We start from the raw sequence: 26,093 nt of genomic DNA, 5'->3' as shown, positions 1-26,093 counted from the left end.
AGAGAAGAACTTACTTCCTTCCAATTAGAAACCTACATTGCCAAGCACCTATCTATTATTCGACCCAATCGAACCTTCCAAAGAAAGATAAAAAGCCAGGCTCCCGTAAGCTTCACTTATAGAATATCATAATAGTTAAAAAATTGGGTTAAAAACCTTCCTTTTTGTGCGCCCTAAATACAAAAACTATTCCCGTCTTGTCGTCAACTGCTCAGACGGGAATAGTTTCTTCAATTGGTTAAAGACTTAACTTAATGACATTGCCACTGACGTCATCTCTATTTTCTCATCAGTCAAGCTATTTTGCTAGCCTAGTTTTCTGTTTCATTAACTCTTGTTTTTAAGAAAGCGCTGATATTTTCTACAGCAAATGGCAGAGATTCTTCCTTAGGGCTCATCTTTGGATGGTGGAGGGCATAAGGTGTATCAATACCGAGCCAGAACATAACGCCAGGGACTTGATGCAGAAGGTAGCCAAAGTCCTCTCCCGTCATAGCTGGTGGACAGTCAATCAGGTTGACAGCTGGGCTATTGTCAAAAAAGGCCATCAAATTAGCCGCGAGTTCAGGGTTGTTTTCAACCGGCAAATAGCCTCCTTGCTTGAGCTGAACATTAACTTCCATACCAAAGCTGGCAGCCACACCCTCTGCAATCTCTCTCACGCGCTTTTGAATGAGCAGGCTCATGTCCTGAGTCAGTGTGCGGATGGTCCCATGAAGCTGGGCAGTCTCCGCAATGACGTTGTTAGTTGTTCCAGCATGCATGGAACCGAAAGTGACAACACCACCTTGAATCGGATCAACATTACGACTGACAATAGTTTGCACCTGAGTGATAAAGTAAGATGCTGCAACAAGAGCGTCATTGGCCTCGTGTGGAAAGGCAGCATGACCGCCTTTGCCCTTGAAGGTAATGAAAACTTCACACGTACCTGCAAAAAGCGTACTGGTATTGGTCGCAATATCCCCAACCTTGAAATCTGGACGCACATGCAAACCATAAAATTCATCAGGTAACCAGTCACCGAAAGCACCGTCTTGGTACATAAGCATACCGCCAGCTTCATTTTCCTCTGCTGGCTGAAAAAGAAAGAGTAGATTATTTTTGGGTTGTTCTTGAACCATGACATCCAGCAAACCAAGAGCCGTTGTCATGTGCATGTCATGTCCACAGGCATGCATCCGCCCTTCGTGCTCACTCTTGAAGTCAAGTCCTGTCTCTTCAACGATTGGCAGGCCATCAATATCGGTGCGCCAGCCGACAGTCTTTTCAGGTGCGGAACCTTTCAGAAAGACCAAAATCCCTGTTCGCCAAGTACGTTGCTCCACAAAATCTTTACCAACTGTGATTTCAGCAATCCGCTCTAAGAGATAGGCTTGCGTTTTAAATTCTTCCAGACCAATCTCAGGAATTTGGTGCAAATCACGACGAATCTTAATTAAATCTAAAGTCATACTTTTTTCCTTTTAGAAAAGCTTGGACTAAACCAAGCTCTTTTTTATATTATAAATGACGAAGTGCATCTTCAAGGGCTGTTTTTTGTTGTGTTTTCTCATCAATTTCCTTGATGACACGCGCAGGCACACCAGCCACGACAACATTTTCAGGAACGTCTTGAGTAACAATAGCTCCCGCAGCGACAACAGAGCCATTACCAACTTGAACACCTTCGATAACAACAGCGTTTGCCCCAACCAAGACATTGTCACCGATGCGAACAGGTTCCGCTGAAGCCGGCTCAACGACCCCCGCAAGTACGGCACCTGCTCCAATATGACTGTTTTTACCAACAGTTGCACGACCACCAAGAATAGCTCCCATATCAATCATGGTTCCAGCGCCAATTTCAGCACCGATATTGATAACAGCCCCCATCATAACCACAGCATTGTCTTCTATAGTGACTTGGTCGCGGATAATGGCACCTGGTTCGATACGGGCGTTAAGGTGGCGTTTATCAAGCAATGGCACAGCTGAATTGCGGCCATCTTGCTCTACGACATAGTCTTTGTTTTCCGTCAGATTAGCCAAAAGTGGCTCAACATCTTTCCAGTCGCCAAAAAGAACGTTGCCCAGTTTCACCACTGAAGCAGGCACTTCAGCCGCCAAAGTCCCTTCAAAAGTCACCTTGACATTCGTTTTTTTCTCAGCATTTCCAATAAAAGCAATGATTTCTTGCGCAGACATCTTTTGTGCAGTCATATATTTCTCCAATTACATTAGATTAGTAACTCCTATTATATCAAATCGTCGGAATATTTGGTAGATTTTTGATGTAAAAAGAGAGCAAAAGCTCTCAGTTTAGTCTTTAAATTCAACCTTAACCCTTAAACTATCATCAATAGATGCAAACAAGTTTTTATAATATTCAGTTGCAGATTCCTTAATAGCATCTCCATATTGTTCTAAATATTGTTTCTGACTTTTATTTGATAGTTCTTTTGAAACGAGCTTTGCTGTATCAATATCTTTCGTACCCAAACTTAGCAACTCTCCATCGGTATCATAAAGTTCATATGGATTCTTTTCAACTAGCTCAATTCCGATAACTTCAAACTTAGGAACCGTAACAATATAACTCCCTTCTCCACTCTGTTTGATGTTTACTTTTTTCTTAATACCAAATTTTGCTTTATAATTCATAATAATCAAAGCCGTTTTCTTTGAAAATGGAATTTCTACTCCGAAGACTTTACTTGAATCAGATGCTTTGATCACTTTTTGGATACCTGCATTAAGAAAAACAACTTCTTCAACCTTTTCAATATACTTGACTTGACTATTTATTTGAAGCTTAGGATCACTTGATTGTTTAGAGCCGATAAACCACATTGCAGCGAAACCAGCACATACAACCACGAGAATCCATACATAAACTTTAAAACTAAAAATACTTTTTAAAACTTTCATTTTTTCTTTATACCTTCAATAATTGATTTTGTAACTTTTTTACTTAAGCCTTGATTTTTAGGATGTGTTCGCAAATAGGAATGAACCTCTGTTCCTGTATCTGAACGCGTATAGCCATTGGTATTAACAACTTTGTCTTCTAAAATCTTACCCAATAAATCTTTCAACATTTTTCTACCCCACTCAAAAATCATTCGTTAACTTGAGTAAAAATCAATCTAGCTGTATCAGAAGATACCCCGTATTGAGTATTATCAAAATTTGTCGTAATCATTTCCCCATCTTCCAATTTAACAGCGACATCTTGATTACCTGGGTTGAAAGTTTGACTACGACTTTTACCTGTATCTATATTAGCAATGGAAATATTCCAGCCTAAATTGTCAAATTGAGGATCCATTATCATATTCGTACTTAATTTATAAGTTCCTGCTTTAATATCTCTTCCAACAATATAATTTCCAATACCAAGCTGGTCAGTCATTGTAACTGTCTTAGGAACAGCAGTCAGCTTAATCTTTGAAATATCCGAGAATTTTAAGACTAACTCGTTCAATAGAGCGACACGAATAACATTTGGATAGTCACTACCGCTATCAGCTGCTCCTGCTATCCAATAATTTGATGTGAAACCTGGAATATAGATACCATGTTCCACAGAAATATTTCCAGAACCACCCGTTACTTGTAAATCGTAGATACCAGCCTTCACTTCTTGATTCTCTCCTACGGTAATATCTCCTGTAACATATATCTCTTCTACAGACTTAGAATTATCAGCTAACTTTTCCCATAATTCCATAGCCGTATCTGCCTCCTCTGACGAACTAGAACTCTTCACCTTTAAATTCTCACTAGATTGTTGCATCTTAGAAGTCTCACCCGAGGTAGATGAACAGCCAACTAATACCAAGGCAGCTAAGAGAGTAACACTTGGTAATAATATTTTTTTCATAATCATTCTCCCAAAATTTTCTCGAAACCATTATATATATATTGTCAAGCGCTTTCAGAAAAGAGTTTTGAAAGATTTTTGGAAACGAAGGCAAAGAAAAATCCCTCCTCGAAAGGAAAGGATTTTAGTCTCTTACAAACGAGCATTTAACTCTGCTGAGAGTTCTTCATAACCTGGTTTGCCAAGAAGGGCGAACATGTTACGTTTGTAAGCTTCTACACCTGGTTGGTCAAATGGGTTAACAGCGTTAAGATAACCTGAAAGAGCGATTGCCAATTCAAAGAAGTAAATGATGTAACCCAAAGTGAATTCGTCTTGTTCTGGCAAAGTGATAAACATGTTTGGCACATTACCATCTGTGTGGGCAAGAAGAACACCATCTGTCGCTTTCTTGTTAACAAAGTCAACGTCTCTACCTTGAAGGTATCCAAGTCCGTCAAGGTCTTCAGCAAGTTCAGGGATAATCACGTTCTTGCGTGGTTTGTCAACACGAACCACCGTTTCAAAGAGAATGCGAGCACCTTCTTGGATGTATTGACCAAGTGAATGAAGGTCTGTTGAGAAGTTTGCTGATGTTGGATAGATACCTTTTTGGTCTTTACCTTCTGATTCACCAGCCAATTGTTTCCACCATTCTGAGAAGTATTGAAGTGATGGTTCATAGTTCACCAAGATTTCAGTCGCATAGCCTTTGCGGTAAAGAGCGTTGCGGACTGCTGCATATTGGTAAGCTTCATTTTCAGAAAGTTTATCTGATGAGTATTCTTTACGAGCTGCGTTAGCACCTTCCATCAATTTAGTGATGTCTGCGCCTGAAGCTGCAATCGGCAAAAGACCTACGGCTGTGAGTACTGAGAAACGCCCACCAATGTTGTCTGGAACTACAAATGTATCCCAACCGTTAGCATCAGCTTCAACTTTAACAGCACCTTTAACTTTATCAGTAGTAGCGTAGATACGTTTGTTAGCTTCTTCTTGACCGTATTTTTTAACCAAAAGTTCTTTGAAAACACGGAAAGCGATAGCTGGCTCAGTAGTCGTACCTGACTTAGAAATCACATTAACTGAAAAATCTTTATCTGCAACATACTCTACTAAATCAGCCAAATAAGTTGATGAAATTGAGTTACCTGCGTAAAGGATTTGTGGGGCTTTGCGTTTGTCAGCAGATTGCAAGTTAACAAAATGATTGCTTAAGAAATCAATCGCTGCGCGGGCGCCAAGGTAAGAACCACCGATACCGATAACAACAAGCACTTCACTGTCAGATTGGATTTTTGCTGCTGCTTTTTGAATGCGAGCAAATTCTTCCTTATCATAGTTTTCTGGAAGATCAAGCCAACCAAGAAAATCTGAACCAGGACCAGTTCCCTCACGTAGCATTTTATCAGCTTGACTTACTTGTCCTTGAAGATAGTCAACTTCGTGTTGACCAACAAATTTTTCTAATACCTTTGAATAATCAAATTTAATATGTGCCATTAAGTAATTTCCTCCGTAAATGATATCTCTCTTATCATACCTCTTTATAGTCTTTTTTTCAATCCTTTAATGATAAAATTCATAAAAAAAGTTGACAGTCATTTTCAGAAAAAATGACATAATTTCTGAAAATAATCAAAGAAAAAGAGCACACACCTGACACCGCTTAGGGCTGCTGGATTCCTCCCCTGACCCACTTCACGCGCAGATGTTGCTCCATGGATTATTATAACATAAATCAAAGATTATGCAAGCGTTTGGCTTTCCTGAAATTTAGCTAGACGCTTGGCTTCCTTTTTGCGCTCACGGCCTTGACGGAAGAAGTTTTGCATAATTGCTGCGCAATCCTCCTCAAGAACCCCTGTCTCTACTTTCACACAGTGATTGAGACGCTCATCGGTTAGAATGTTATAAAGGCTGCCGGCAGCGCCAAATTTAGCATTTGGGGCGCCATAGATAACTTGTGGAATGCGTGCCAAGCCAATGGCTCCACTGCACATGACACAGGGCTCAATGGTCACAAAGAGCGTACAATCCAACAGGCGCCAATTTCCTTCATAGATATTGGCTTGGTTGATAGCCATAATTTCGGCATGCATAATAGCTTGATTAAGTTCCTCACGCGCATTGTGACCGCGACCAATAATCTGGCTGTCCTTGACGATAACGCAGCCGATGGGAATTTCTTCTTTAGCTAGTGATTTTTGAGCTTCTTTCAAGGCTTCTGCCATAAAAAACTCTTTTTCTGCCTGAGTGAAATCGGTCATCAGCAGTCACCGATTTCCCATGATTTATGGGGCACAGCCAATTCTACCGGAATGCCATTTGAGTAGGCCTCAGTCTGGCTTCTGAGGATTTCTAGATGGTTGTCTGGAGCAATGCCTGCTGGCGGTACTGGCGGCATGTGGGTCAAGACTAGACGTTTTACCTTAGCCGCGCTAGCAATTTCTCCAGCCTCCTTAGTCGTCAAATGAGCGATGTGATTTTCATTGCCTTCGTAAAGGTAAACATCCGCCAAAAAGAGGTCAGCGCCTGCGGCAAATTGCGCCAAATCATCAAAATAACCTGTGTCACCCGTGAAGACAAATACTTGCCCTGTTGCATGCTCTACAATACGAAAGGCATAGCAAGGCACAGGGTGCACTGTTTTAATGAACGTGATGTCGAAAGGTCCGATTTGCTGCACACCCTTAACATCATAAGCCAGACCCTGCGAGACACCATCAAGAGTCAGTTTGCCAAACTCGTAGGCATCCTCATCATGTCCGTAGATGGGCAAAATCTTAGGCTCCCAGAGATGCTTGGGATAAAGTTGAAAATAGTGGCGCAGTACCCCCAAGTCAGCTACATGGTCAGGATGATAATGGGAAATGATAACCGCATCTAATTCTAACGGACTGATTTCCTTTTCCAGCTCTGTCACAGCACGGCTGCCGCAATCAACCAGCAGCTGAAAACCATCATGACCTGTCAGCAGATAAGAGGTTGTTCCACCGTCCTTATAAGGGTAGGCCCCCCAGCAACCAAGCGTTGTTAGTTTCATAAAAACACCTTCTTTGTACTTGATAGCTCTATTATATCAAAAAAGAGAAAGACAGGCTGATTAACCTTCTCTCTCAATTATCTATATTTTATTTTTCACATTGAGGCTACCCGCAAATTTATAAGAAATAATAGTGGCAATAACAGCTTTTATAGTGTCTCCAGGAATAAAAATCAGATTTGACAGAAGGGACTTGGCAAGGGAAATGTGGGTGTAAGACGCTAACCATGCCGCACCGATAAAGTCCACAAAGATAACTCCAGCGAGAAAAATAACGACAAATTGGAGTAAGAGGGAAGGCTTATTGAAACGTTTCAAACCAAAATCAACCAGTAAAGGAACAAAGACCCAAGAAATGACATACCCCGCTGTTGGCCCTGCTAAAACAGGTAAGAGTGTATTCCCAGAAAAAGCAGGAATAAACAAGGCAAGCAAATAAAGCAAAAGGATAGATAAACTTCCTTTTTTCCCACCTAAAAGAACTCCCGCTAACATAACACCCAAATTTTGTAAAATAATGGGAACAGGGATAAAACCTAAGGGAATTCCTGGAATAAAGCCCAGAACGATAAGAACAGTTGCCATCATGGCAATGTAAAGTAAACTTCTTGTATCTTTCATTAGTAACTCCTTGAAAAATAAATAGTCTCATGTAGCTGACACTTTGGATTAAAGGCTTGGTGACAATAAGGACAAAACCCTTTTTTATACTCCGTAAAAGTTAACGTATGACGACAACTGCCACAAAGCACCGGTGCATCATCGTCTACTGAAACAGGCTCAAAAGGGTGATCTCGCAACTGGTCATGACACTGATAACAAGCAAAATATTCCTGACACTTGCCACACTTCAAAGCAACAACGTCACGTTCTGTGTGATAGTGTTGGCATCTTCCCTCACTATCAAAATCAATTCCATAAATCATTATAATCACCAACCATTTAACAAAGTATACTACTTCATTTTATTTTAGTCAACCTATTTTTATATATAGGTTGACACTTTTTGGAATTCAAGTAAAAAAAGCCTGAAACAATCGTTTCAAGCTTCATAATGTATTAGAAATTACGATCGCTCTTATTGTAACCATAGCGTTCTACAAAATCTTCGCGGAATTCAAGCAAGTTGTCATCCATAATAGCTTGGCGGACTTTCTTCATGAGATTGACCAAGAAGTAAAGGTTGTGGTAGCTGGTCAGGCGTAGGCCAAAAGTTTCGTCAGCCTTAAGTAAGTGACGAATGTAGGCACGTGTGTAATTTTTGCATGTGTAACAATCACAATCATGATCAAGTGGGGTGAAATCCTCTGCGTATTGAGCATTTTTGACAACTAGGCGGCCTTCCGAGGTCATGCAGGTTCCGTTGCGAGCGATACGCGTTGGAAGTACACAGTCAAACATGTCGACACCACGGATAACAGCATCAATCAGACTATCAGGCGCCCCAACTCCCATAAGATAACGCGGCTTGTTTTCAGGCAAAAGTGGTGTTGTAAAATCCAGCACGGCATTCATTTCCTCGTGAGATTCACCAACAGCTAGGCCACCAATGGAGTAACCTGGGAAATCCATACCTACCAAGTCATGTGCTGACTGGCGACGCAGATCTTCAAAACCTGCACCTTGTACAATCCCAAAGAGACCCTGGTCATGCGGACGACGATGGGCTTTAAGTCCACGCTCTGCCCAACGGCTGGTGCGTTCGATTGACTTTTTGACATAATCATAGGGCTGGTAGAATTGAGGGCATTCATCAAAAGACATCATGATGTCAGAACCTAGATTATTTTGAATAGAAATAGCCTTCTCAGGCGACAGGAACATCTTAGCACCATTGAGGTGGTTTTTGAAGGTTACACCTTCTTCGGTGATGTTGCGGCTATCCGCCAAGGAATAAACCTGAAAACCACCACTGTCTGTCAGGATAGCTTGGTCCCAGTTCATGAATTTGTGCAAGCCGCCAGCACGGGCAATCAATTCATCGCCAGGGCGCAGCCATAGGTGATAAGTATTTGATAGAATAATACCTGAACCCATTTCTTTAAGTTCTTCTGGGCTCTGCGTTTTGACCGTAGCCTGCGTTCCAACCGGCATAAACATTGGCGTAGGGAACGTCCCATGTGGCGTGATAATCTCACCCAAGCGAGCTCCAGTGTGTTTCTCTTTCTTAATTAAACGATATTTAATCGGATAATCTGACATTTCTATATAGCTCCTTATACTTCAGGAAAAACAGTCCTGACTTTTTTCAAGTAACCCCGAGCTTGTCAGTCAGCTCTGCTATTTCACAAGCGTCTCAAAGAGGTCACAAACCTTATCAATTCTATCAAAAATTCGAGCACTTGTCATGCTTTCGCTCTAAATGTGGTATAATGTGAGGACAAAGGAGAACCTTTTATGAAATCTTATGATATTCGCCAACGAGCAAGAGAAATTCTTCAAAATCTATCAGGAAAATATCAGCTTTTTCTAACTGCCATTCTCTTGTCTATTTTTTCAGGAACTTTGAGTGTTCACCAGACTCTTGTTTCTTTGCAAGGAATTTCTATTTCTGCATCGGCTAGTTTCTTCCCTCTGCTAATTGACTTACTGCTGGCTCTTTTTGTTACTTCAGCCAGCTATACCATGCTAGACTATATACGGAAAAAACGAGATGTTGTCAGCTTTGCCGATGCTAATCTAGTCTTCTCGGCTGAAATATTTTCAAAACTCCTACTGACCCTACTTTTGAGATGGTTCTATATTTTCCTCTGGTCTCTCATTTGGGCAGCAGGATTAGCGTTAATTGGTTTAGGAATTTTTTTCTTACTGCCAACAGGTCTTCAGATAATTGGAGTTATTCCATGGATTTTGATAAGCTTAGGTGGCCTTATTTATCTAGCTGGATTAGGAATAGTCATGATTAAGACCTATGCTTATAGCATGGCAGAGTATATCTTGTACGACAAGAACACCAGCGGAACCTACCAAGGATCTAGACAAATTTTAGCCGAGAGCAGCCAGTTGATGAAGGGCTACAAATGGAAATTGTTCCTTCTGGAACTGAGTTTCATCGGATGGTATCTCCTAACTGCCCTGACTTTCGGACTAGTTTATTTTTACCTACTGCCTTACGTGACAACTGCCCGATTGGTATTTTACGAGGAATTAATTAAAAGGCAAGAAAACTTATCTTCGTCTAAAACTTTAAAACAGTAGGCAAATTTTTTATGGCATAATGCAAAAAAAGAAGTTAGATTGATTAATCTAACTTCTTTTGATTTTGCTTAGCCTGACATTCTGGACAAATACCGTAAGCTAAAATTTGGATATTAGTGATTTTATAGCCAGTCTGCTCATGGGCTTCCTTGCTAATATCAATAGCTTCCGCATCCATAAAATCAGTAATTTTACCGCAAGAATCACAAACAATATTGATATGCTGGTGTCCCATGAAATCATAGTATGTCGTGCTGTAATTGCAGAGCTTGAGCTCAGAAACAAACCCTTCGTCAACCAATACTTTCAAGTTATTATAGACCGTCGCTAAGCTCATATTAGGGTAGCTAGGCAAAAGATCTTGGTAAATCTTTTCTGCGCTAGGATGTTCACGACTATTAACCATATAGGCAATGATGGCCTTGCGCGTCTCTGTAATACGAATATGTTTGGATCTCAGATGCTCTAGGACATTTTCATAGGCATCTAAGGGTTGATGATGATGTGAATGAGGGTCCATAAGCCTCTCCTTATCCTTTTTATCACAAGTATTATATCACAATTTCATGATTTGAGAGGAAAAAAGGCTCAATCAAAATGGAACGGACTCAGCTCATACTAACTTAGTCCAGCTGACGATACTCAATTTTAAGACAACGGTTCATAACAATCTTGTCACGTCCAGCTGTCTGTAAAACCTCTTCTGCTTCTCGACTTTGCAGCCCAAGCTGTGCCCAGAAGACATCCGCATCCGTTTCAATGAAATCTCTAGCCACGTCGGCCAAAAATTCACTACGACGGAAGACATCCACAATATCAATGTGGACAGGGACATCCTGCAAACTTGCATAGACAGCTTCGCCAAGAATCTGACTACCAGCCGCACGCGGATTGACAGGGATAATCTTGTAACCAGCTTCCTGCAGGACTTTTGCTACACCATAGGCTGCCGTTTCTTCTCTAGCAGACAGACCAACAATCGCAATCGTTTTAGCCTTCTTCAAGTAGTCGTTAATAACAGCTTGTTCAGGATTTTGAAATTCATAAGTCATCTTAGAACCTCCTCTTTAGCCCTCACTATTTTTTACTTAGCCTCATACCAAGTTTTACCAGCATTCTCATCAGCAACTAAAGGCACCGACAAGTCAATAGCTGACTCCATGGTTTCCTTAACCAGATTTTTCACAATTTCCAGTTCATTATCTGGTACCTCAAGGACGATTTCATCATGCACCTGCAGCAACATTTTAGATTTGAAACCACCTTCAACCAGCGCTTTGTCCAAGTTAATCATTGCAATTTTGAGAATATCGGCTGCGCTGCCTTGAATAGGTGAATTGATAGCTGTCCGCTCCGCAAAACTACGCACGTTAAAATTACGAGAATTGATATCCGGTAATTCACGACGGCGATGGAAGAGTGTTTCAACATAACCCTTGTCTTTTGCCTCACGCACAATACTATCCATGTAATTTTTAATGCCAGGATAACGCTCAAAGTAAGTGTCAATGTACTGCTTAGCGACTTTTCGTGGAATCCCCAGATTATTAGCCAGACCGTAGTCTGAAATACCATAAACAATACCAAAATTGACAGCTTTAGCATTGCGACGATCATTTGGCGTCACGTCCTCTGCTGTTTCAATGCCAAAGACACGCATGGCTGTTGACGTATGAATATCAGCCCCTTGTCTAAATGCCTCAATCAGATGCTTATCACCTGAGATATGTGCCAGTACACGCAGTTCAATCTGTGAATAATCAGAACTAAGCAAATGACTATCCTTCCACTCAGGTACGAAAGCCTTACGAATAAGACGACCTTGTTCAAGACGAACAGGGATATTCTGCAAATTCGGATCCACACTAGATAAACGACCTGTCTGAGTTAAATCTTGCAAGTAGCGCGTGTGAATTTTGCCATCTTGGAGAATAGAATCCTGCAGTCCAATGACGTAAGTTGATTGAATTTTAGCCACTTGACGGTATTCCAAAATCTTAGAAACCAGCGGTGAGATTGGCGCTAATTTTTCTAGAACATCCACAGCTGTTGAGTAGCCCGTTTTAGTTTTCTTAGTGGCTGACAAAGGTAACTGTAATTTCTCAAAAAGGATGACTCCCAGCTGCTTGGGCGAATTGATGTTAAATTCTTCACCTGCTAGCTCATAGATATCCTCAGTCAGCTGACCCAAAGTGATTTCATTTTCAGCTTGCATAGCTTCTAAAGTCTGACGCTCTACCTTAATGCCTGCGATTTCCATTTTGGCTAGAACATTAGCCAGAGGCTGCTCCATCTCCGTCAAAAGCGTCAGCTGATCGTTTTGGTTCAACTGGTCAGTCATAGGCTGTTCAGTCTCCAGCAACACTTGCACTTTTTTAGCTAAGTGACTGAGCAGGACAGTTTTTTCGGGAATGGCGCGTTTAGCTCCTTTACCATAGACCACTTCGTCGCTAGCTAGTGGGAATTTGCCATAAAGCTCCGCAATGGTTGATAATTCATTATTTTCAACGGTGGACAGTAGGTACTTGGCAAGACGACTATCAAACTTAGCGCCAACCAAATCAATCCCCAGATGACTTAACAAAACCTTGCTGCGTTTGAAGTCATAGGTCTTGATAGGTTGAGCAAAGGCAGCCCTAAAAGCCTGAGATTTGAGTAAGTTTATATCGGTACTAGCATAGATAGCTCTGCTATTCCCCCAAGCAAAACCAATCAGCTCTTCGGTGTGGTAATTCTCACCCAAAATCTCAAAATAGAAAAAATCATCTGCTAATACGGCAAGATCAGATTCCTGAGTCACCTCAGTATAGCTAATCTCGCGTTCTTCAACTTGACCACTCAAATCCAGCTTAGACTTGAACTGCTTGAAATCCATCTCATCGTAGAACTTACTCAAGGTAGCCACATCTGGTCCAGCATAAGTAATATCGTCCAATCCAATAGTGATAGGCGCTTGAGTATCAATAGTCGCCAAAGTCTTAGATAAGAAAGCCTGTTCCTTGTCATTGATGAGATTTTCTTTCATCTTGGAAGCCTTGAAGGAATCAATATTCTCATAGATACCTTCCAGACTACCATGTTCTAGGAGCAGTTTGAGTCCAGTCTTCTCACCGATTTTCGTCACACCAGGGATATTATCTGACTTATCTCCCATAAGCGCCTTGAGGTCAATAAACTGTTTTGGCGTGATGCCCATTTTTTCCATGAGATAGGCAGGAGTAAATTCTTCAAATTCTGCTACACCCTTCTTAGAAATCTCAACAACAGTATTATTGTCCGCCAGCTGAATCAAGTCCTTGTCACCTGAGACAATAGTTACCTCGTATTCATCTTCGTTTTCAGCCAGCTTATCAAAAGTCCCGATGATATCATCAGCCTCATAATTTTCTAAATCATAGAAGCGGATACCTAATCCTTTTAGCATATCACGAATGTAAGGCAACTGCTCACGGAATTCCTCAGGCGTCTTAGCACGCCCCGCTTTGTAGTCTGTGAACATCTCCGTACGAAAGGTTGTCTTCCCAGCATCAAAGGCCACTAAAGCATGTGTCGGTTGCACACGTTCTAGCAGATGGTTTAGCATGAGATGAAAGCCATAGATAGCATTGGTGTGCAGACCGTTGCCATTTTTAAAACGGTCAATCTGTTGGTAAAGTGCAAAGAAGGCACGATAGGCAACAGAAGACCCATCAATCAATAGTAATTTCTTCTTGTTTTCCATGAATCTATTATAACATAGAAGCGACTTAAAAAGCGCTTAGAGCCCTTGCACTTTGGCTGGAAAATAGCTGCGCTGAGCACTCAATCATTGATAATAGCCACTGCTCGGACTGGTGACCCTGTTGCTTTTTCCCAGTGTGGAAAAGCAATCGCAATCAAACTACCACTTGCAGGCACTTGGTCAAGATTAGTCAGCAACTCCAACTGGTAAATATCCTGCTCTAAAAGATAATATTCTTCTACCAAGCGACCATTCTGTGCCGCCGCACGGCCACTGTCCGTATCTAGCGTCTCATGCCCAACAGCTTTGACATGGCGTTCGTGAATCAAAAATTCCAAAGCATCATGAGACCACCCCGGCGTTTGCTGAATGCCTTGACTATTCAGATTTCGAATAGCATCTTGGTCAGGCCAACGCTTGGACCAGTCGCTGCGAAAGGCCACAAAACTCCCCGCCTCAATCTGACCATTTTCTGCTTCAAATGCCAAAACATCTTCCTTGGTCAATTCATAATTGGGATTTTTCGCAACAGCCTGAGACTTGTCCATAACATAAAGTGGCAAAAGAAAGTCTTTCAGATCAATTTCATCTAGCCAGCGTCCACCTTCAACAAAGTGAATTGGCGCATCAATATGCGTTCCATATTGCCTTACAACTGAAAATTCCTGAACATGAAAACCATCTTTTAGTGTGAAAATATCCTGCTTTTTCAAGGCTGGGAGCGCGGGAAAGTGGGGACTTGTTTCATTAATCTGATGCGTTAAATCCACCCACTGTGCCTCTTTCAACGTTTGATAAGCCGCTTGTAAATTTGTCATAATTTTCTCCTTTTATTGCGATATTATTGATATAAAACTGTGCATCTTCCGATTTCCACTATCTTGATAACGAAGTTATTTTCCGTCATAAAGATCCTCCTTACACCATACCAATAAAAAAGCCCCACAAGACCGATGCCTTGCAAGGACGTGAAAACGCGTTACCACCTTGAATTCTTGGTATTCTCACAAACACCAACTCTGTCAGTACACAAGAAAACTTGATATACTGGAAAGCTGTATCGGGCTTACCCGTAACAATTTCGGTAGCAACCTTGACTGTTATCATTCAAAGACCATTTTCAAACCGCTAACTTAACCTTTTTTCACCAGATAAAGGCTCTCTGAGTAAGTTTTCGCTCTTACTTTTCTTATCAACATGATGCTTATTTGATTAAATTTATTATATCCTGCAACCCTTTTAAACTCAACATTTTTAGCTATTTAACTTTTTTATTGTTGGCTATCATTTTTCTTTATAAGAAGTTTAAAAACACAGATCATATTGACCTGTGTTTAATGATTTTTCAGTGATTAATTCAGTAGAGACTCAGATGAAGCTAGGATAAGCACAATAAGAGATTATGGCTGTGCTAGCATAGTCCTGACTGCAATTCTGCATCTCAACTAAATTTGTAAAAATATTATAAAACATCATCGACTAAACAAGAGAAAGGGTTTGTTTCTTCATCATTCTTGTGAAGTGGTAATATTGAAAAATCGTTAAATGGATTGCTTAGCCGATGAGAGGCTAGCAAAAATTAGGTGAGTCTATTACAAACTCTTGACCGTATTAACTACATTTTCAACCGTAAAACCATATTTTTCAATAACTTCGGCTGCTGGTGCGGATGCCCCAAATTTGTCAATTCCAATCACTTTACCATCAAGACCTACATACTTGTACCAAGGCTGTGTTGCAGCCATTTCAATGGCTACACGACGGCGAACTGCTTTTGGCAAAATGGCTTCTCTGTAGCCATCTGGTTGTGTCTCAAAAAGATCTGTTGATGGTACAGAAACCACACGCACCTTAGCACCTTGAGCAACCAATTCTTTAGCTGCTTTGACAGCCAAATTAACTTCTGAACCAGATGCCAAAAGAATGGTATCAAAGTCTGGCCCTGATTCGTAAATAACATACGCTCCTTTACTTACTGAAGCAAAACTTGAACCTTCTTCTACTTCTAAATTTTGGCGGGTCAAAACAAGCGCCGTTGGCGTTGTCTTATTTGTCAAAGCATAGCACCATGCTGCTTGCGTTTCACGTGCATCCGCTGGACGAAGGACGGTCAAGTTAGGAATAGCACGCAAACCAGCCAAGTGTTCGATTGGTTCATGAGTCGGACCATCTTCACCAACTGCGATAGAATCATGAGTGAAGACATAAGTAACCGGTAAGCCTTGCAGAGCTGACAGACGAATCGCAGCTTTTACATAATCTGAGAAGACGAAGAAAGTACCACCGTAAACACGAAGTCCTCCGTGCAACGCCATACCGTTGAGGACTGTACCCATGGCAAATTCACGGACACCAAATTGAATATTACGGTTAAGCGGGTGGTCAGCATCTTGAAGCCCATCTTCTTTGATATAGGTCATATTTGAATGTGCCAAGTCAGCTGAACCACCTAAGAAAGTTGGCAAAACAGCCGCAGCTGCATTGATGGCATCTTGTGATGAATTACGAGTCGCTTGCGAGAATCCATTTTCATAAGTCGGAAAATCAGCTTCAGTAATAGTCACAGGGTCTTCCCCGGCAATAATAGCATCCACTTCACGCGCTTGATTTGGATAAGCTTGACGATACTCACCAACAAGGTTTGACCAAGCATCGTAAGCAGTACGACCGCGGTCGGCAACATTTTCTTTGAAATCAGCGTAAACTTCTTTAGGTACTTCAAATGGTGCATAATCCCAACCAAGATTCTTACGTGTTGCAGCAGCTTCTTCAGCACCAAGAGGTGCACCGTGAACGGCATTGGTAGCACCTTTACTCGGAGCACCGTATCCAATAACCGTTTTCACTTCAATCAAACTTGGTTTGTTAGCAGCTTTAGCTTCTTCAAGGGCTAAGCTAATAGCATTGATATCTGTCCCGTCCTCAACCAAGGCTGTATGCCAGCCGTAGGCGTCGTAGCGAGCACGGATATTTTCCGTAAAAGCATCATTTGTTTCACCATCCAAGCAGATATCATTTGAATCGTAAAGAACAATCAACTTATCAAGATTTTGCTTAGCTGCATAGGAAGATGCCTCACTAGATACACCTTCCATGAAGTCACCATCACCAGCGATAACATAAGTATAATGGTCAAAAATTGGATAACCTTCACGATTGTATTTAGCAGCTAGAAAACGTTCTGCTTGCGCAAAACCAACAGCGGTTGAAATACCTTGACCAAGAGGGCCAGATGTGGCATCCACACCCATGGTGTGACCAAATTCTGGATGTCCAGGTGTTTTAGAACCCCATTGACGGAAATTCTTAATTTCATCAATTGAAACGTCTTCAAAACCTGACAAATGTAGCAAAGCATAAAGCAACATTGAGCCATGCCCTGCCGAAAGAATAAAGCGGTCGCGGTTAATCCAGTTTGGAACAGCAGGATTAACGCGAAGGTGTTTTGTATAAAGACTGTAAGCCATGGGTGCCGCACCCATAACCACACCAGGGTGACCAGATTTAGATTTTTCAATGGCATCTATACCTAAAAAGCGAATAGCATTAACAGATAAATCTGACATAAAAATTCCTTTCTTTTTCGTTTAAAATACCCGCACATCGTGCGACATGCAGGTATTGAATTGTTAATTAAATTGAGTCTTCATGTTCCACTTCAAGTATGTTGCAGGTTAAACCAAGTCTACCAACATCATATTTGCTCAGGTAAGAAGCAACTTGGATTACAGAAGTGCTTTGAATTGAATGTTAGAATCATATTCAAAGGCATCATCAAATCCACGTGGGTGATGGTATTCAATTCTGTCCTTATCTTGTGGATAAGTGTATTTACCGCCGACTTCCCAAATGAATGGATGGAATTGATATTGCAAGCGTTCTTTACGCATTTTCCAAAGAGCCAAAATTTCATCTGTTGATGCCATGAAGTTTGACCAGATATCATAGTGAACAGGGATGATAACTTTAGCACGAAGATTTTCAGCCATACGAAGAAGGTCAATAGAGGTCATCTTATCCTGAATACCTATCGGATTGTCACCATAGTTGTTGATGGCAACATCAATATCAAAATCTTTACCGTGTTTAGCAAAGTAGTTTGAGAAGTGAGAGTCAGCACCGTGATAGATGGTTCCACCAGGTGTTTCAAAAATATAGTTGACAGCCTTGCGAGCCATTTCTTCATCAGTCACGGCAAGTCCTTTAAGATTGTCATCGTTTTCTTTAGCACCTTCAACTGGAAGTGTTACCAGACAAGTACGGTCAAAGGATTCAACAGCTGTCACTTTGATATCTTTAAATTCAAAGCTTTCACCCGGTTTAATAACAACGATACGATCTTCTGGAACCCCCCATTTTTTCCAAATTTCACCACATTCGTATGGACCTACAAATTTAACATGGTCTAATTTTGGATTGTTAACGATTGCCGCTGCTGTATTGATATCAATATGATCACTATGGAAGTGAGATACAAGATAGTAATCCAATTCATTAATGGCAAATGGATCGATAACCATTGGTTGGACACGAAGGTTTGGCTGCAACTTACGAACACCAGCCATGTTGGCCATTTGGTGACCCCAAACCATATCTTTTACTTTTTTAGTAGATTTACCACGGTTTGACCAGAGGTCCATAACAACATTTGCTCCGCCAGGTGTTTTAATCCAAACACCGCAGTTACCTAGCCACCACATGGCGAAGTTGCCTGCTGGCACCACTTCTTCTTCGATTTCTTCGTTGAGCCAAGTTCCCCATTCTGGGAATGTGCTTAAAATCCATGATTCTCTTGTAATATCTTTAACATTAGCCATTTTACATTTCCCCCTCGTGAAAATTACTATTTTGTTTGTTTACAGTAATAGTATATCTCTAAAAACGTTTTCAAAAAAGACCAAGATATACACAGACGAGTGTGCAAAAGTGGGCTGAAGTGCTAAAGGCTAAAAATAGAGTGTTTCTATGCCTCTTTAAGAAAAAAATCCTACCTGTACTAGGAAGGATTTATCTAAAATATTAGTCAACTACTGGATTTCCACCGATTAATTCCTGACTCACCAGTCTTTCAATTTGGGATTTCAGAATGTAACGTTCCTTGGAATCTGAAATGTAAGGAAGTAAGCATAGCTCTAATTTATGGTCAAAGCGACTTTCCTCTCTAAGATCACGATTATTTGAGAAACGGATTAACTTAATCATATCGTCATCACTCAAAATCGGGTGTACCACAATCACTGGAAAACAGCTATCAATGGCATCGCTAGTAGAGATAACTGCGTTGACGGTCACGAGGTCGCTCACACTGTGAAACTGCTCCGAAGTAAACACAGCATCAATTTCACAATAATTAAGGTAGTCTCGACATTGACTTAAGAGTAATTTCTGAACACCAATTCCTTCATCACAGACAATAACCACATGCTTATTGCGATTAAAAGTATCCTCATCTCGCTGCAATTCGCCTCCTAAATGAATCGTAATATGGGCAATATCATCGTCGGTCATCTGGATTAGCCAAGCTTCTTCTAAAATGGCAATTTTAGACTTACTGATTTTGAAAAGAGAATCATACTTTGCCTTAATATATTTAGTTAAAGGATTGATGGACAAAATACCATAAGTCTTGCGATAAAGCAAAGCTTTACAATGCGTAATCAGCTGATTGAGAAGGGCATCTCTGTGATTGAAAACTAAACCATAGGCCTTGGTAATAGCATCAAGATAGTTACTCAAAACTAAACGTATATCATCATAATCAGAGCTTTCGTTATTGCTATCACTATCCTTTCTAAAAGACAGGAGTAGCATAGCAATCAAACTAACTTCAATCTCATCTAAATGAATATCAAATTTTTCGGCTAGATCATCTGATATCTGATGTGCCAGCCTATACTCCTTACGATCCCAAGTGATACTAAAATCTCGTTGTATCAGTTCTTTCTCTTTGTCTGTCATATCAATACTTTGATAACTTAAAAGAAGATAGGGCAGAATTTGCTCCATAAATTGACTGTCCTTACCATTAATCTTTTTTCCCAAACTTTCTTGGGCTGAGGATAATTGCTGGCGCAAATAGTGCTTGACCTCAGGTGAGAAATAACGATCAAAGCCAGTTAAATCAATAATTCGTTCTCTAACAATGTTAATAAATTCCTGATTGCCAGACGTATGAATATCATACAAAAGACGATAAAGAAATTGAATTTTAGATAGTGGATGGCAGTCAAGATAATAACCACGGGCCTTAGTCACATGCAGTTGAATATCATATTCGTTAGTCACCAATTGGTGTCTAATATCATTCAAGTCATTTAAAATCGTATTGCGCGAAACGGCTCCTAGCTGTACAAGTTTTTCAAGGGTAACCCGTTCCTTTGAAATGGCAATGTAAGTCAACAGCATCTTAATGCGCTCACTAACACTCATCACATAAGAATAAATGCTCAACTCATCTAACATGCGACGACAAGCTGCTTTTTGTTCAGCAGTCAATTTGATACCAATCCGAGGGTAGCTAACAATCTTCTCAACACCGTCTGGTAGCGCCTCGTTGATTTTATCTAAATGATAATAGACCTTTCGCCTGGACTGATTAAGATGATTTGAAATAACCATAATGGTCTCATACTCATCCAATGTCAAAATATAGGACAGAAGATCATAACTTTTTTTGTCTAAAATAATCTTCTCCTCCCTTCTGAATTCGTTATCATTATAGCATAAGACTCCTTTTATCGCTTACTGTAAGTCCCTCATAATTTCTACACGGGTAATCAAGTTACCCTGCATATTATCAATATGAAGAGCGACATTGTTGAGATAAACACATGCACCAATCGAATTGTTTTATCTTCTTCAAGGAGTTTTCTAGTTACAAAATCACGTAAAGTCTCAGACTTTTCAGCCTCAATATGAACACGTGCAATGACATTAGCCAGCTTAACCTTCTGACTAGCTCGCATAACAAGATTGTTAGAATCATCAAACTGAGTAAATAGATATTTTCTCACTGCAAACAGAATGGCAACCGCTAGAACTCCCAACAAAAAATCTAAGATAGAAGTACGTTTAACAATTAGCTGCCTGACTAAGGCAAATACAAGCACTTCAATAATTGTATTAGGAGATGGTTTAGAAAACATCTTGATAAGTTCAATCCCCACAGCTAGTGCCATTGCTCTACCCAAAAACGATTGATATAATTTGTTAACATTATCTGTAGTGATTCCAAGTCCTGTTAAATCACTTAATAACGAAAATGAGAAAATAGCATAGCAAGTGCTAAAACAAGAGATAAAATAATTTCCAAATAATAGGCTGCCTCTGTTACCATGTCTTGTGAAAATTTCCGCATAGCTCCTCCTAATAAAGTAGGCCCTCACAAAAGATGAAGATCTACTTTATTTTATTAATAACTTGAAAAACAAGAAGCAATCATATGAATCTAGAATCAATTTCCTTCTTACCTTAATGTTGATCGCCTTTTTGACCATAATAAGCATTTTTACCATGTTTACGGAGATAATGTTTATCCTTTAAGGCCTGAGGGACTTCTTCAACTTGTGGGTTAATACTTTCCGTATAACGAGCCATACGAGCGGCCTCCTCAAGAACAACTGCATTGTAGACAGCTGACTTTTCATCCTTGCCCCAAGCAAACGGCCCATGATTACGAACAGTTACACCAGAAACTGCCAATGGATCTAACCCACGTTTTGCAAATTCTTCGATAATGACTTTACCAGTCTCTTTTTCGTACTCACCATTGATTTCTTCAGGTGTAAGAGCACGCGCACATGGAATTGGTCCATAGAAAGTATCTGCATGAGTTGTTCCATAGCAAGGAATATCACGACCTGCCTGAGCCCAAGCCACGCCTTCTGTTGAGTGGGTATGAACAATCCCACCAACTTCTGGAAATGCTTTATATAATTCGACATGAGTAGAAAGGTCAGATGAAGGGTTCAAATCCCCATCTAAAATATTTCCATCTAAATCTGTTACAACCATGTTTTCTGGAGACAATTTAGCATAGTCCACACCAGAAGGCTTAATCGCTATTAAGCCTTTTTCACGATCAATAGCCGAAACATTGCCCCAAGTGAACTTAACTAAACCATGTTCTGGCAATTCCATATTCGCTTTATATACTCGTTCTCTGAGTTCAGGTGCTAACATTAACACAACCCCGCTTTCTCTATTAATGGGTAGAGGAAATCTTGAGCTTCTTTAATAGCAGCCTTGGTTTCTTCTACTGTTTCACAATTTTCAGACCACATTTCGATAAGGAAAGGACCATTATAATTAGTTTTCTTAAGTACATCAAAAACATGTTCCCAATCCACGCAGCCTTGACCAAAAGACACATCGCGGAATTGACCTTTGGAAGTTTCCGTTACCGCATAGGTATCTTTCAAGTGGAGGGCTGCGATTGATTTGTGACCAATGTAGAATTCACTATAAATATCATTATGCCAAGCTGAAACATTACCAGTATCAGGATAGACAAAAAGATAAGGCGAATCAATTTCTTTTTCAACAGCTAGATATTTCTCAATGGAGTTGATGAAAGGATCATCCATGATTTCGATAGATAGAATCACCTGAGCTTCTTCTGCCCAATCACAGGCTTTACGCAAATTTTTGATAAAGCGAGCGCGAGTTTCTGGTGATTTTTCTTCATAGTAGACATCATAGCCAGCCAGCTGGATGTTGCGAACACCCAAGTCCTGAGCCAATTCGATACAATCTTTCATCATTTCCAGGGACTTAGCCTCTTTTTCAGGATCGTTAGAGCCCAGCGGATAACGGCGATGACCTGAGAAACAGATGGATGAAATACGAATGCCTGTTTCATAGATGGCCTTGACCACTTCAAGACGTTCTTCCTTGCTCCATTTGAGGCGGTCTAAACGAGCGTCAGATTCATCCACAGACATTTCCACAAAATCAAAACCAAGTTCCTTAGCGAAATTAAGACGTTCTAACCAAGTAAAGTGCTTTGGTGTAGCTTTTTCATAAATACCAATTGGACGTGCCATAGGCCTTACCCCCAAATGCGACGGATTTCGTCTTTGAAAGCACGCGCTGCTGCTGCTGGATCTTCAGCTTCAGTGATCCCACGACCAGCGATAAAGGTGAAGACATCTACACCTTCAAAGAGTTTGAGTGTATCTGTTGACAAGCCACCTGTTACTGAAACACGGAAGCCCATATCAACCAATTTTTTAACCTTGTTGAGGTCTTTTTCACCCCAAGTTTCACCAGCAAGAAGGGCATCACGTGATTGGTGGTAGATGACTTGTGAAATACCAGCATCAAGCCATTGTTGTGCTTGCTCATAAGTCCAATCTCCGTAGAGTTCTACCTGGATTTCACCACGATCACCACGAACTTCTTCAATCGCTTTGCGCGCTGCTTTCATTGTCGGAATAGTTGCTGAACAGATACAAGTCATCCAGTCAGCTCCTCGAACAGCATTATTTTTAGCCACTGTTCCACCAGCATCAGCACATTTAGTATCAGCAACGATGATCTTTTCTGGGAACAGGCTGCGTAATACTTCAACTAATTCAGAACCAACTTGGAGCAAGCAAACTGTACCTGCTTCGATAACATCAACTTCGTTACCAACAGAAACGGCAGCTGTAATGGCTCCCTTCAAATCAGAGTGGTCAAGTGCAACTTGCAAATTAGGTAATTGTTTTGTCATTTTATCAAATCCTTTCGTAAAATAGTTTCTTATTTCCAGCTTTTTTTACTCTTAACTGTCCAAATCTAGGCCTTCAAGATAAGGGCTGTTTTTAGATTCTTCAACCATTGCATACACTTCGTCTTCTGTCTTGCAGTTAACCAGGCGTTCAATAGAATTCTCCAATTCAAATAGAGCAATGATTTGTGGAATAGCAACTGATGTGTGAATCTTAGAACTTGTTGCTGCAAGCGCTAAAAGCACTTGAACCTCCTTGCCATCTGTAAATTTAACTGGTTCAGTCAAAGTTACCAAGGAGAAAGCATCACGCTGTACACCGGCTTCTGGGCGTGCATGCGGCATAGCCATACCAGGCATCAAGATATAATAAGGACCATATTTTTCAGTTGACTCAATGATTGCATCGTAATATTCTGGCTTTACAGCGCCGCTTTCAATTAGGGGATCAACAGATAATTTCACCGCTTCTTTCCAATCTTTTGCTGTCAAACCAAGACGAATAGAATTATTTTCTTTAAAAGCTTGTGCTAAGTTCATAATTGTTTCCTTTCAAATGCCATTTTAAATGAGAAAGTGCTCTCAAGCTCTTGAAAGCACCTTACTTCAAATGATTACAAGATAGCTTGCAATTTAGTTTTAATTTCATTATCGTCCATTAAGTTATCAAGACCAACAAGATGTCCTTTTGTGCGTCCATCTAATTCATGAATCAAATGATTGGAAGCAACTACAATATCATAGTTAGCAGCCAATCCTTTTGCTTCACCAACTGAACAGGATGCAGATTCAATGTCACTCACACCGAGTTGACGAAGAGCATTCTCAACTTTCATTTTGATAACCATAGAAGAACCCATTCCGTTACCACATGCTGTAAGAACTTTAACCATAACATTTTCCTCCATTTAACGTTTAACGATTTTTGTTTTACTAATAGCTAAGCTATTAGTTTAAGACGATTGATAGTTTTGATAAGGCCTATGAGATTGAACACTCATCTAGAAAAAACTGCTCCGCAAGAAACTTTTATTAGTATTAATCTTCAGCAGGAGCATCACCGCGATAATAAGCATCTTTATCTTTTGCTTTTGCGAATTGAATTTGAGGAATTGCAAGCAAAAATAGGCAGACAAGAGCATATCCGATGACCCCAGCATATTTGAAGATATAAGCGAACGGTACCCAAGGGATATCAAAATCAATGTTACCATGGTAACCACCGTATGAAGCAAGACCAAGGAGTGAGACTGCTACAGCACCAAGTGCAACTTGAAGAACCCCTGAGATGAATGAGAGAACAACTGCTGCTTTCCAACCACCACGTTTATCAGCGTAAACAGCAACAGCCGCGTTATCAAAGAATACTGGAACGAAACCAGTAATAATAAGAACTGGATTTTTAAAGACAATGAGCAATACAATTGTAATCAATTGACCAATAAGACCAGTTGCGAAACCAAACAAGGTAGCTGAAGCTGAACCAAAACCGTATGAAGCGGCAACGTCAACCGCTGGGAATGAACCAGGAAGCAATTTAGCAGAAATCCCTTGGAAGGCATTTGTCAATTCAGCAACGAACATACGTACACCTTGCATCAATATGAAGAGATATACTGAGAAAGTGAAAGCTGTTGAAATAACATACATGAAGAATGATTGTTTTGTTGGGTCAAACAAAGTACCAGAAGTGATGATTTTTGCATTAGACATGATGTCTGGACCCAAGATGTAAAGGATTGCACCAAAGAAGAAAATCATCAATGTTGCAGATGCGACAACTGTGTCATGGAAAATATTCAAGAACGCTGGCAATTTAAGGTTATCAAGATTGTCTTCCTTTTTACCAAATTTTGGAGCAACTTTATCTACAAACCAGATAGCGAATTGTTGTTGGTGACCAATGGCAAAACCACCACCGTGTGTCAATCGTTGAGTTGGCTCAACAGTCATGTTTGAGCTGACTGCCCAGTAGAGACCACAGACAACACCTACAGCAAGCGAAGCTACCCAAGGTGTGCGGAAAGCTGGGATAAGAACCAAGAGCATCATTGCAACTGTAGCAGCTTGCTGTACCATGATGTGACCAGTAATAAACAAAGTACGAACTTTAGTCACTTTGCGAAGTGCTACAAGAAGAATATTTAAAAAGAATCCAATCAAAAGAGCTGTTGTAGCAGTTCCGACAAATGCAGGGAACTTTTCTTCAATCAGAGTATTAGCTGCTGTCAAGCCAAAGTATGGGTCAATAACAGCGGCACCGATATTGAACTTAAAGTTAAGAGCTGCTAGGATGGGGCGAAAAGTAGAAACCAGACCACCTGCACCGACGTTCAAAATCATGTAACCAACAGTAGCTTTTATAAATCCTGCAAAAACATCATGCAGAGGTTTTTTCAGTAGGAGATACCCTACTAATACCAAGAGACCTACAAAGAAAGCTGGCTGTTGCAAAATGTTTTGAGAGAACCAGTTAAGAATACCTAAAAGTATATTCATAATAACGACTCCTTTTCTAAATTAGTTTATTGATTTGTCTACGCTTTTATTATATATTTTGTAAGCGCAAACA

Annotated in this window: 25 protein-coding genes, 1 other RNA gene, 2 pseudogenes and 1 other annotated feature; of the genes and pseudogenes, 2 read left to right on the top strand and 26 right to left on the bottom strand. The window is 40.5% G+C overall.

Annotated elements, in window-relative coordinates; genetic code table 11:
* Positions 1-132: pseudogene (locus A3GS_RS12620) on the top strand (IS4 family transposase); the annotation flags it as partial.
* 179 nt (positions 133-311) lie between these two features.
* Here the strand turns inward: A3GS_RS12620 and A3GS_RS0101960 are convergent.
* The 12 genes from A3GS_RS0101960 to tgt all read right to left on the bottom strand — a co-directional run bounded on the left by A3GS_RS0101960 (position 312) and on the right by tgt (position 9,092).
* On the bottom strand, positions 312-1,454 hold the full coding sequence (locus A3GS_RS0101960; RefSeq protein ID WP_018363746.1) for an N-acetyldiaminopimelate deacetylase: 1,143 nt from the start codon (positions 1,452-1,454) through the stop codon (positions 312-314).
* A 49-nt stretch (positions 1,455-1,503) separates the two neighbouring features.
* Complete coding sequence (gene dapD, locus A3GS_RS0101955) at positions 1,504-2,202, bottom strand: 2,3,4,5-tetrahydropyridine-2,6-dicarboxylate N-acetyltransferase (protein ID WP_018363745.1); 699 nt, start codon at positions 2,200-2,202, stop codon at positions 1,504-1,506.
* A gap of 99 nt (positions 2,203-2,301) precedes the next feature.
* Positions 2,302-2,910, bottom strand: a complete 609-nt coding sequence (locus A3GS_RS0101950; RefSeq protein WP_018363744.1) for a DUF4230 domain-containing protein — start codon at positions 2,908-2,910, stop codon at positions 2,302-2,304.
* The gene (locus A3GS_RS12855) at positions 2,907-3,080 is read right to left on the bottom strand and encodes a hypothetical protein (RefSeq protein WP_018363743.1); all 174 of its coding nucleotides are present in this window, start codon (positions 3,078-3,080) and stop codon (positions 2,907-2,909) included. Before A3GS_RS12855 ends, A3GS_RS0101950 begins: the two co-directional genes overlap by 4 nt.
* Before the next feature lie 20 nt (positions 3,081-3,100).
* On the bottom strand, positions 3,101-3,865 hold the full coding sequence (locus A3GS_RS0101940) for a hypothetical protein (protein ID WP_018363742.1): 765 nt from the start codon (positions 3,863-3,865) through the stop codon (positions 3,101-3,103).
* Positions 3,866-3,997: 132 nt separating this feature from the next.
* Complete coding sequence (locus A3GS_RS0101935) at positions 3,998-5,347, bottom strand: glucose-6-phosphate isomerase (protein WP_018363741.1); 1,350 nt, start codon at positions 5,345-5,347, stop codon at positions 3,998-4,000.
* Positions 5,348-5,484: 137 nt separating this feature from the next.
* An RNA gene (ffs, locus tag A3GS_RS12165) (signal recognition particle sRNA small type) lies at positions 5,485-5,570 on the bottom strand.
* A 22-nt stretch (positions 5,571-5,592) separates the two neighbouring features.
* On the bottom strand, positions 5,593-6,114 hold the full coding sequence (tadA, locus tag A3GS_RS0101930) for a tRNA adenosine(34) deaminase TadA (RefSeq protein ID WP_026216231.1): 522 nt from the start codon (positions 6,112-6,114) through the stop codon (positions 5,593-5,595).
* Positions 6,114-6,890 carry an MBL fold metallo-hydrolase gene (locus tag A3GS_RS0101925; protein ID WP_018363739.1) on the bottom strand — a complete coding sequence of 259 codons (777 nt, stop codon included), beginning with the start codon at positions 6,888-6,890 and terminating at the stop codon, positions 6,114-6,116. The genes tadA and A3GS_RS0101925 overlap by 1 nt, the downstream gene beginning before the upstream one ends.
* 81 nt (positions 6,891-6,971) lie before the next feature.
* Entirely contained in the window at positions 6,972-7,511 is a 540-nt protein-coding gene (locus A3GS_RS0101920) for a biotin transporter BioY (protein WP_018363738.1), read from the bottom strand.
* Positions 7,511-7,816, bottom strand: coding sequence for a CHY zinc finger protein (locus A3GS_RS12160; RefSeq protein ID WP_420805162.1), 306 nt, complete (start codon positions 7,814-7,816; stop codon positions 7,511-7,513). Before A3GS_RS12160 ends, A3GS_RS0101920 begins: the two co-directional genes overlap by 1 nt.
* Before the next feature lie 133 nt (positions 7,817-7,949).
* Positions 7,950-9,092: a tRNA guanosine(34) transglycosylase Tgt gene (tgt, locus tag A3GS_RS0101915; RefSeq protein WP_018363737.1), complete on the bottom strand. Its 1,143-nt coding sequence runs from the start codon at positions 9,090-9,092 to the stop codon at positions 7,950-7,952.
* Between the two features lie 195 nt (positions 9,093-9,287).
* Here tgt and A3GS_RS0101910 point away from each other — a divergent pair, with 195 nt between their 5' ends.
* Positions 9,288-10,088 (top strand): DUF975 family protein, encoded by an 801-nt coding sequence (locus A3GS_RS0101910; RefSeq protein ID WP_018363736.1) that lies wholly within the window; start codon positions 9,288-9,290, stop codon positions 10,086-10,088.
* A 43-nt stretch (positions 10,089-10,131) separates the two neighbouring features.
* Here the strand turns inward: A3GS_RS0101910 and perR are convergent, their stop codons facing one another.
* The 14 genes and pseudogenes from perR to A3GS_RS0101840 all read right to left on the bottom strand — a co-directional run bounded on the left by perR (position 10,132) and on the right by A3GS_RS0101840 (position 26,020).
* Complete coding sequence (gene perR / locus A3GS_RS0101905) at positions 10,132-10,608, bottom strand: peroxide-responsive transcriptional repressor PerR (protein ID WP_018363735.1); 477 nt, start codon at positions 10,606-10,608, stop codon at positions 10,132-10,134.
* Positions 10,609-10,711: 103 nt separating this feature from the next.
* Positions 10,712-11,140 carry a CoA-binding protein gene (locus tag A3GS_RS0101900; RefSeq protein WP_018363734.1) on the bottom strand — a complete coding sequence of 143 codons (429 nt, stop codon included), beginning with the start codon at positions 11,138-11,140 and terminating at the stop codon, positions 10,712-10,714.
* A 32-nt stretch (positions 11,141-11,172) separates the two neighbouring features.
* Complete coding sequence (polA, locus tag A3GS_RS0101895) at positions 11,173-13,809, bottom strand: DNA polymerase I (protein ID WP_026216230.1); 2,637 nt, start codon at positions 13,807-13,809, stop codon at positions 11,173-11,175.
* 80 nt (positions 13,810-13,889) lie between these two features.
* Positions 13,890-14,627 carry a cyclase family protein gene (locus A3GS_RS0101890; protein WP_018363732.1) on the bottom strand — a complete coding sequence of 246 codons (738 nt, stop codon included), beginning with the start codon at positions 14,625-14,627 and terminating at the stop codon, positions 13,890-13,892.
* 141 nt (positions 14,628-14,768) lie between these two features.
* Positions 14,769-15,014: a binding site (T-box leader), on the bottom strand.
* Positions 15,015-15,401: 387 nt separating this feature from the next.
* Positions 15,402-17,375: a transketolase gene (gene tkt, locus A3GS_RS0101885; RefSeq protein WP_018363731.1), complete on the bottom strand. Its 1,974-nt coding sequence runs from the start codon at positions 17,373-17,375 to the stop codon at positions 15,402-15,404.
* Between the two features lie 159 nt (positions 17,376-17,534).
* Positions 17,535-18,626 carry an L-ascorbate 6-phosphate lactonase gene (gene ulaG / locus A3GS_RS0101880; RefSeq protein WP_018363730.1) on the bottom strand — a complete coding sequence of 364 codons (1,092 nt, stop codon included), beginning with the start codon at positions 18,624-18,626 and terminating at the stop codon, positions 17,535-17,537.
* Positions 18,627-18,828: 202 nt separating this feature from the next.
* Complete coding sequence (locus A3GS_RS0101875) at positions 18,829-20,496, bottom strand: BglG family transcription antiterminator (RefSeq protein ID WP_240430881.1); 1,668 nt, start codon at positions 20,494-20,496, stop codon at positions 18,829-18,831.
* 54 nt (positions 20,497-20,550) lie between these two features.
* Positions 20,551-21,166: pseudogene (locus A3GS_RS11330) on the bottom strand (hypothetical protein).
* Positions 21,167-21,279: 113 nt separating this feature from the next.
* Positions 21,280-21,990, bottom strand: coding sequence for an L-ribulose-5-phosphate 4-epimerase (locus A3GS_RS0101865; protein ID WP_018363727.1), 711 nt, complete (start codon positions 21,988-21,990; stop codon positions 21,280-21,282).
* Complete coding sequence (locus tag A3GS_RS0101860; RefSeq protein WP_018363726.1) at positions 21,990-22,853, bottom strand: L-ribulose-5-phosphate 3-epimerase; 864 nt, start codon at positions 22,851-22,853, stop codon at positions 21,990-21,992. Before A3GS_RS0101860 ends, A3GS_RS0101865 begins: the two co-directional genes overlap by 1 nt.
* A gap of 5 nt (positions 22,854-22,858) precedes the next feature.
* The gene (locus A3GS_RS0101855) at positions 22,859-23,524 is read right to left on the bottom strand and encodes a 3-keto-L-gulonate-6-phosphate decarboxylase UlaD (RefSeq protein ID WP_018363725.1); all 666 of its coding nucleotides are present in this window, start codon (positions 23,522-23,524) and stop codon (positions 22,859-22,861) included.
* A 51-nt stretch (positions 23,525-23,575) separates the two neighbouring features.
* Positions 23,576-24,061 carry a PTS sugar transporter subunit IIA gene (locus tag A3GS_RS0101850; protein ID WP_018363724.1) on the bottom strand — a complete coding sequence of 162 codons (486 nt, stop codon included), beginning with the start codon at positions 24,059-24,061 and terminating at the stop codon, positions 23,576-23,578.
* A gap of 74 nt (positions 24,062-24,135) precedes the next feature.
* On the bottom strand, positions 24,136-24,414 hold the full coding sequence (locus A3GS_RS0101845; protein ID WP_018363723.1) for a PTS sugar transporter subunit IIB: 279 nt from the start codon (positions 24,412-24,414) through the stop codon (positions 24,136-24,138).
* Positions 24,415-24,559: 145 nt separating this feature from the next.
* Positions 24,560-26,020: a PTS ascorbate transporter subunit IIC gene (locus tag A3GS_RS0101840; protein ID WP_018363722.1), complete on the bottom strand. Its 1,461-nt coding sequence runs from the start codon at positions 26,018-26,020 to the stop codon at positions 24,560-24,562.
* Positions 26,021-26,093: the final 73 nt, after the last annotated feature.

Origin of the sequence: Streptococcus caballi DSM 19004 (genome assembly GCF_000379985.1) — a bacterium.
Lineage (GTDB): Bacteria > Bacillota > Bacilli > Lactobacillales > Streptococcaceae > Streptococcus > Streptococcus caballi.
The sequence above is the reverse complement of the archived record's forward strand: the minus strand, read 5'-3'. Positions and strand labels throughout refer to the sequence as shown.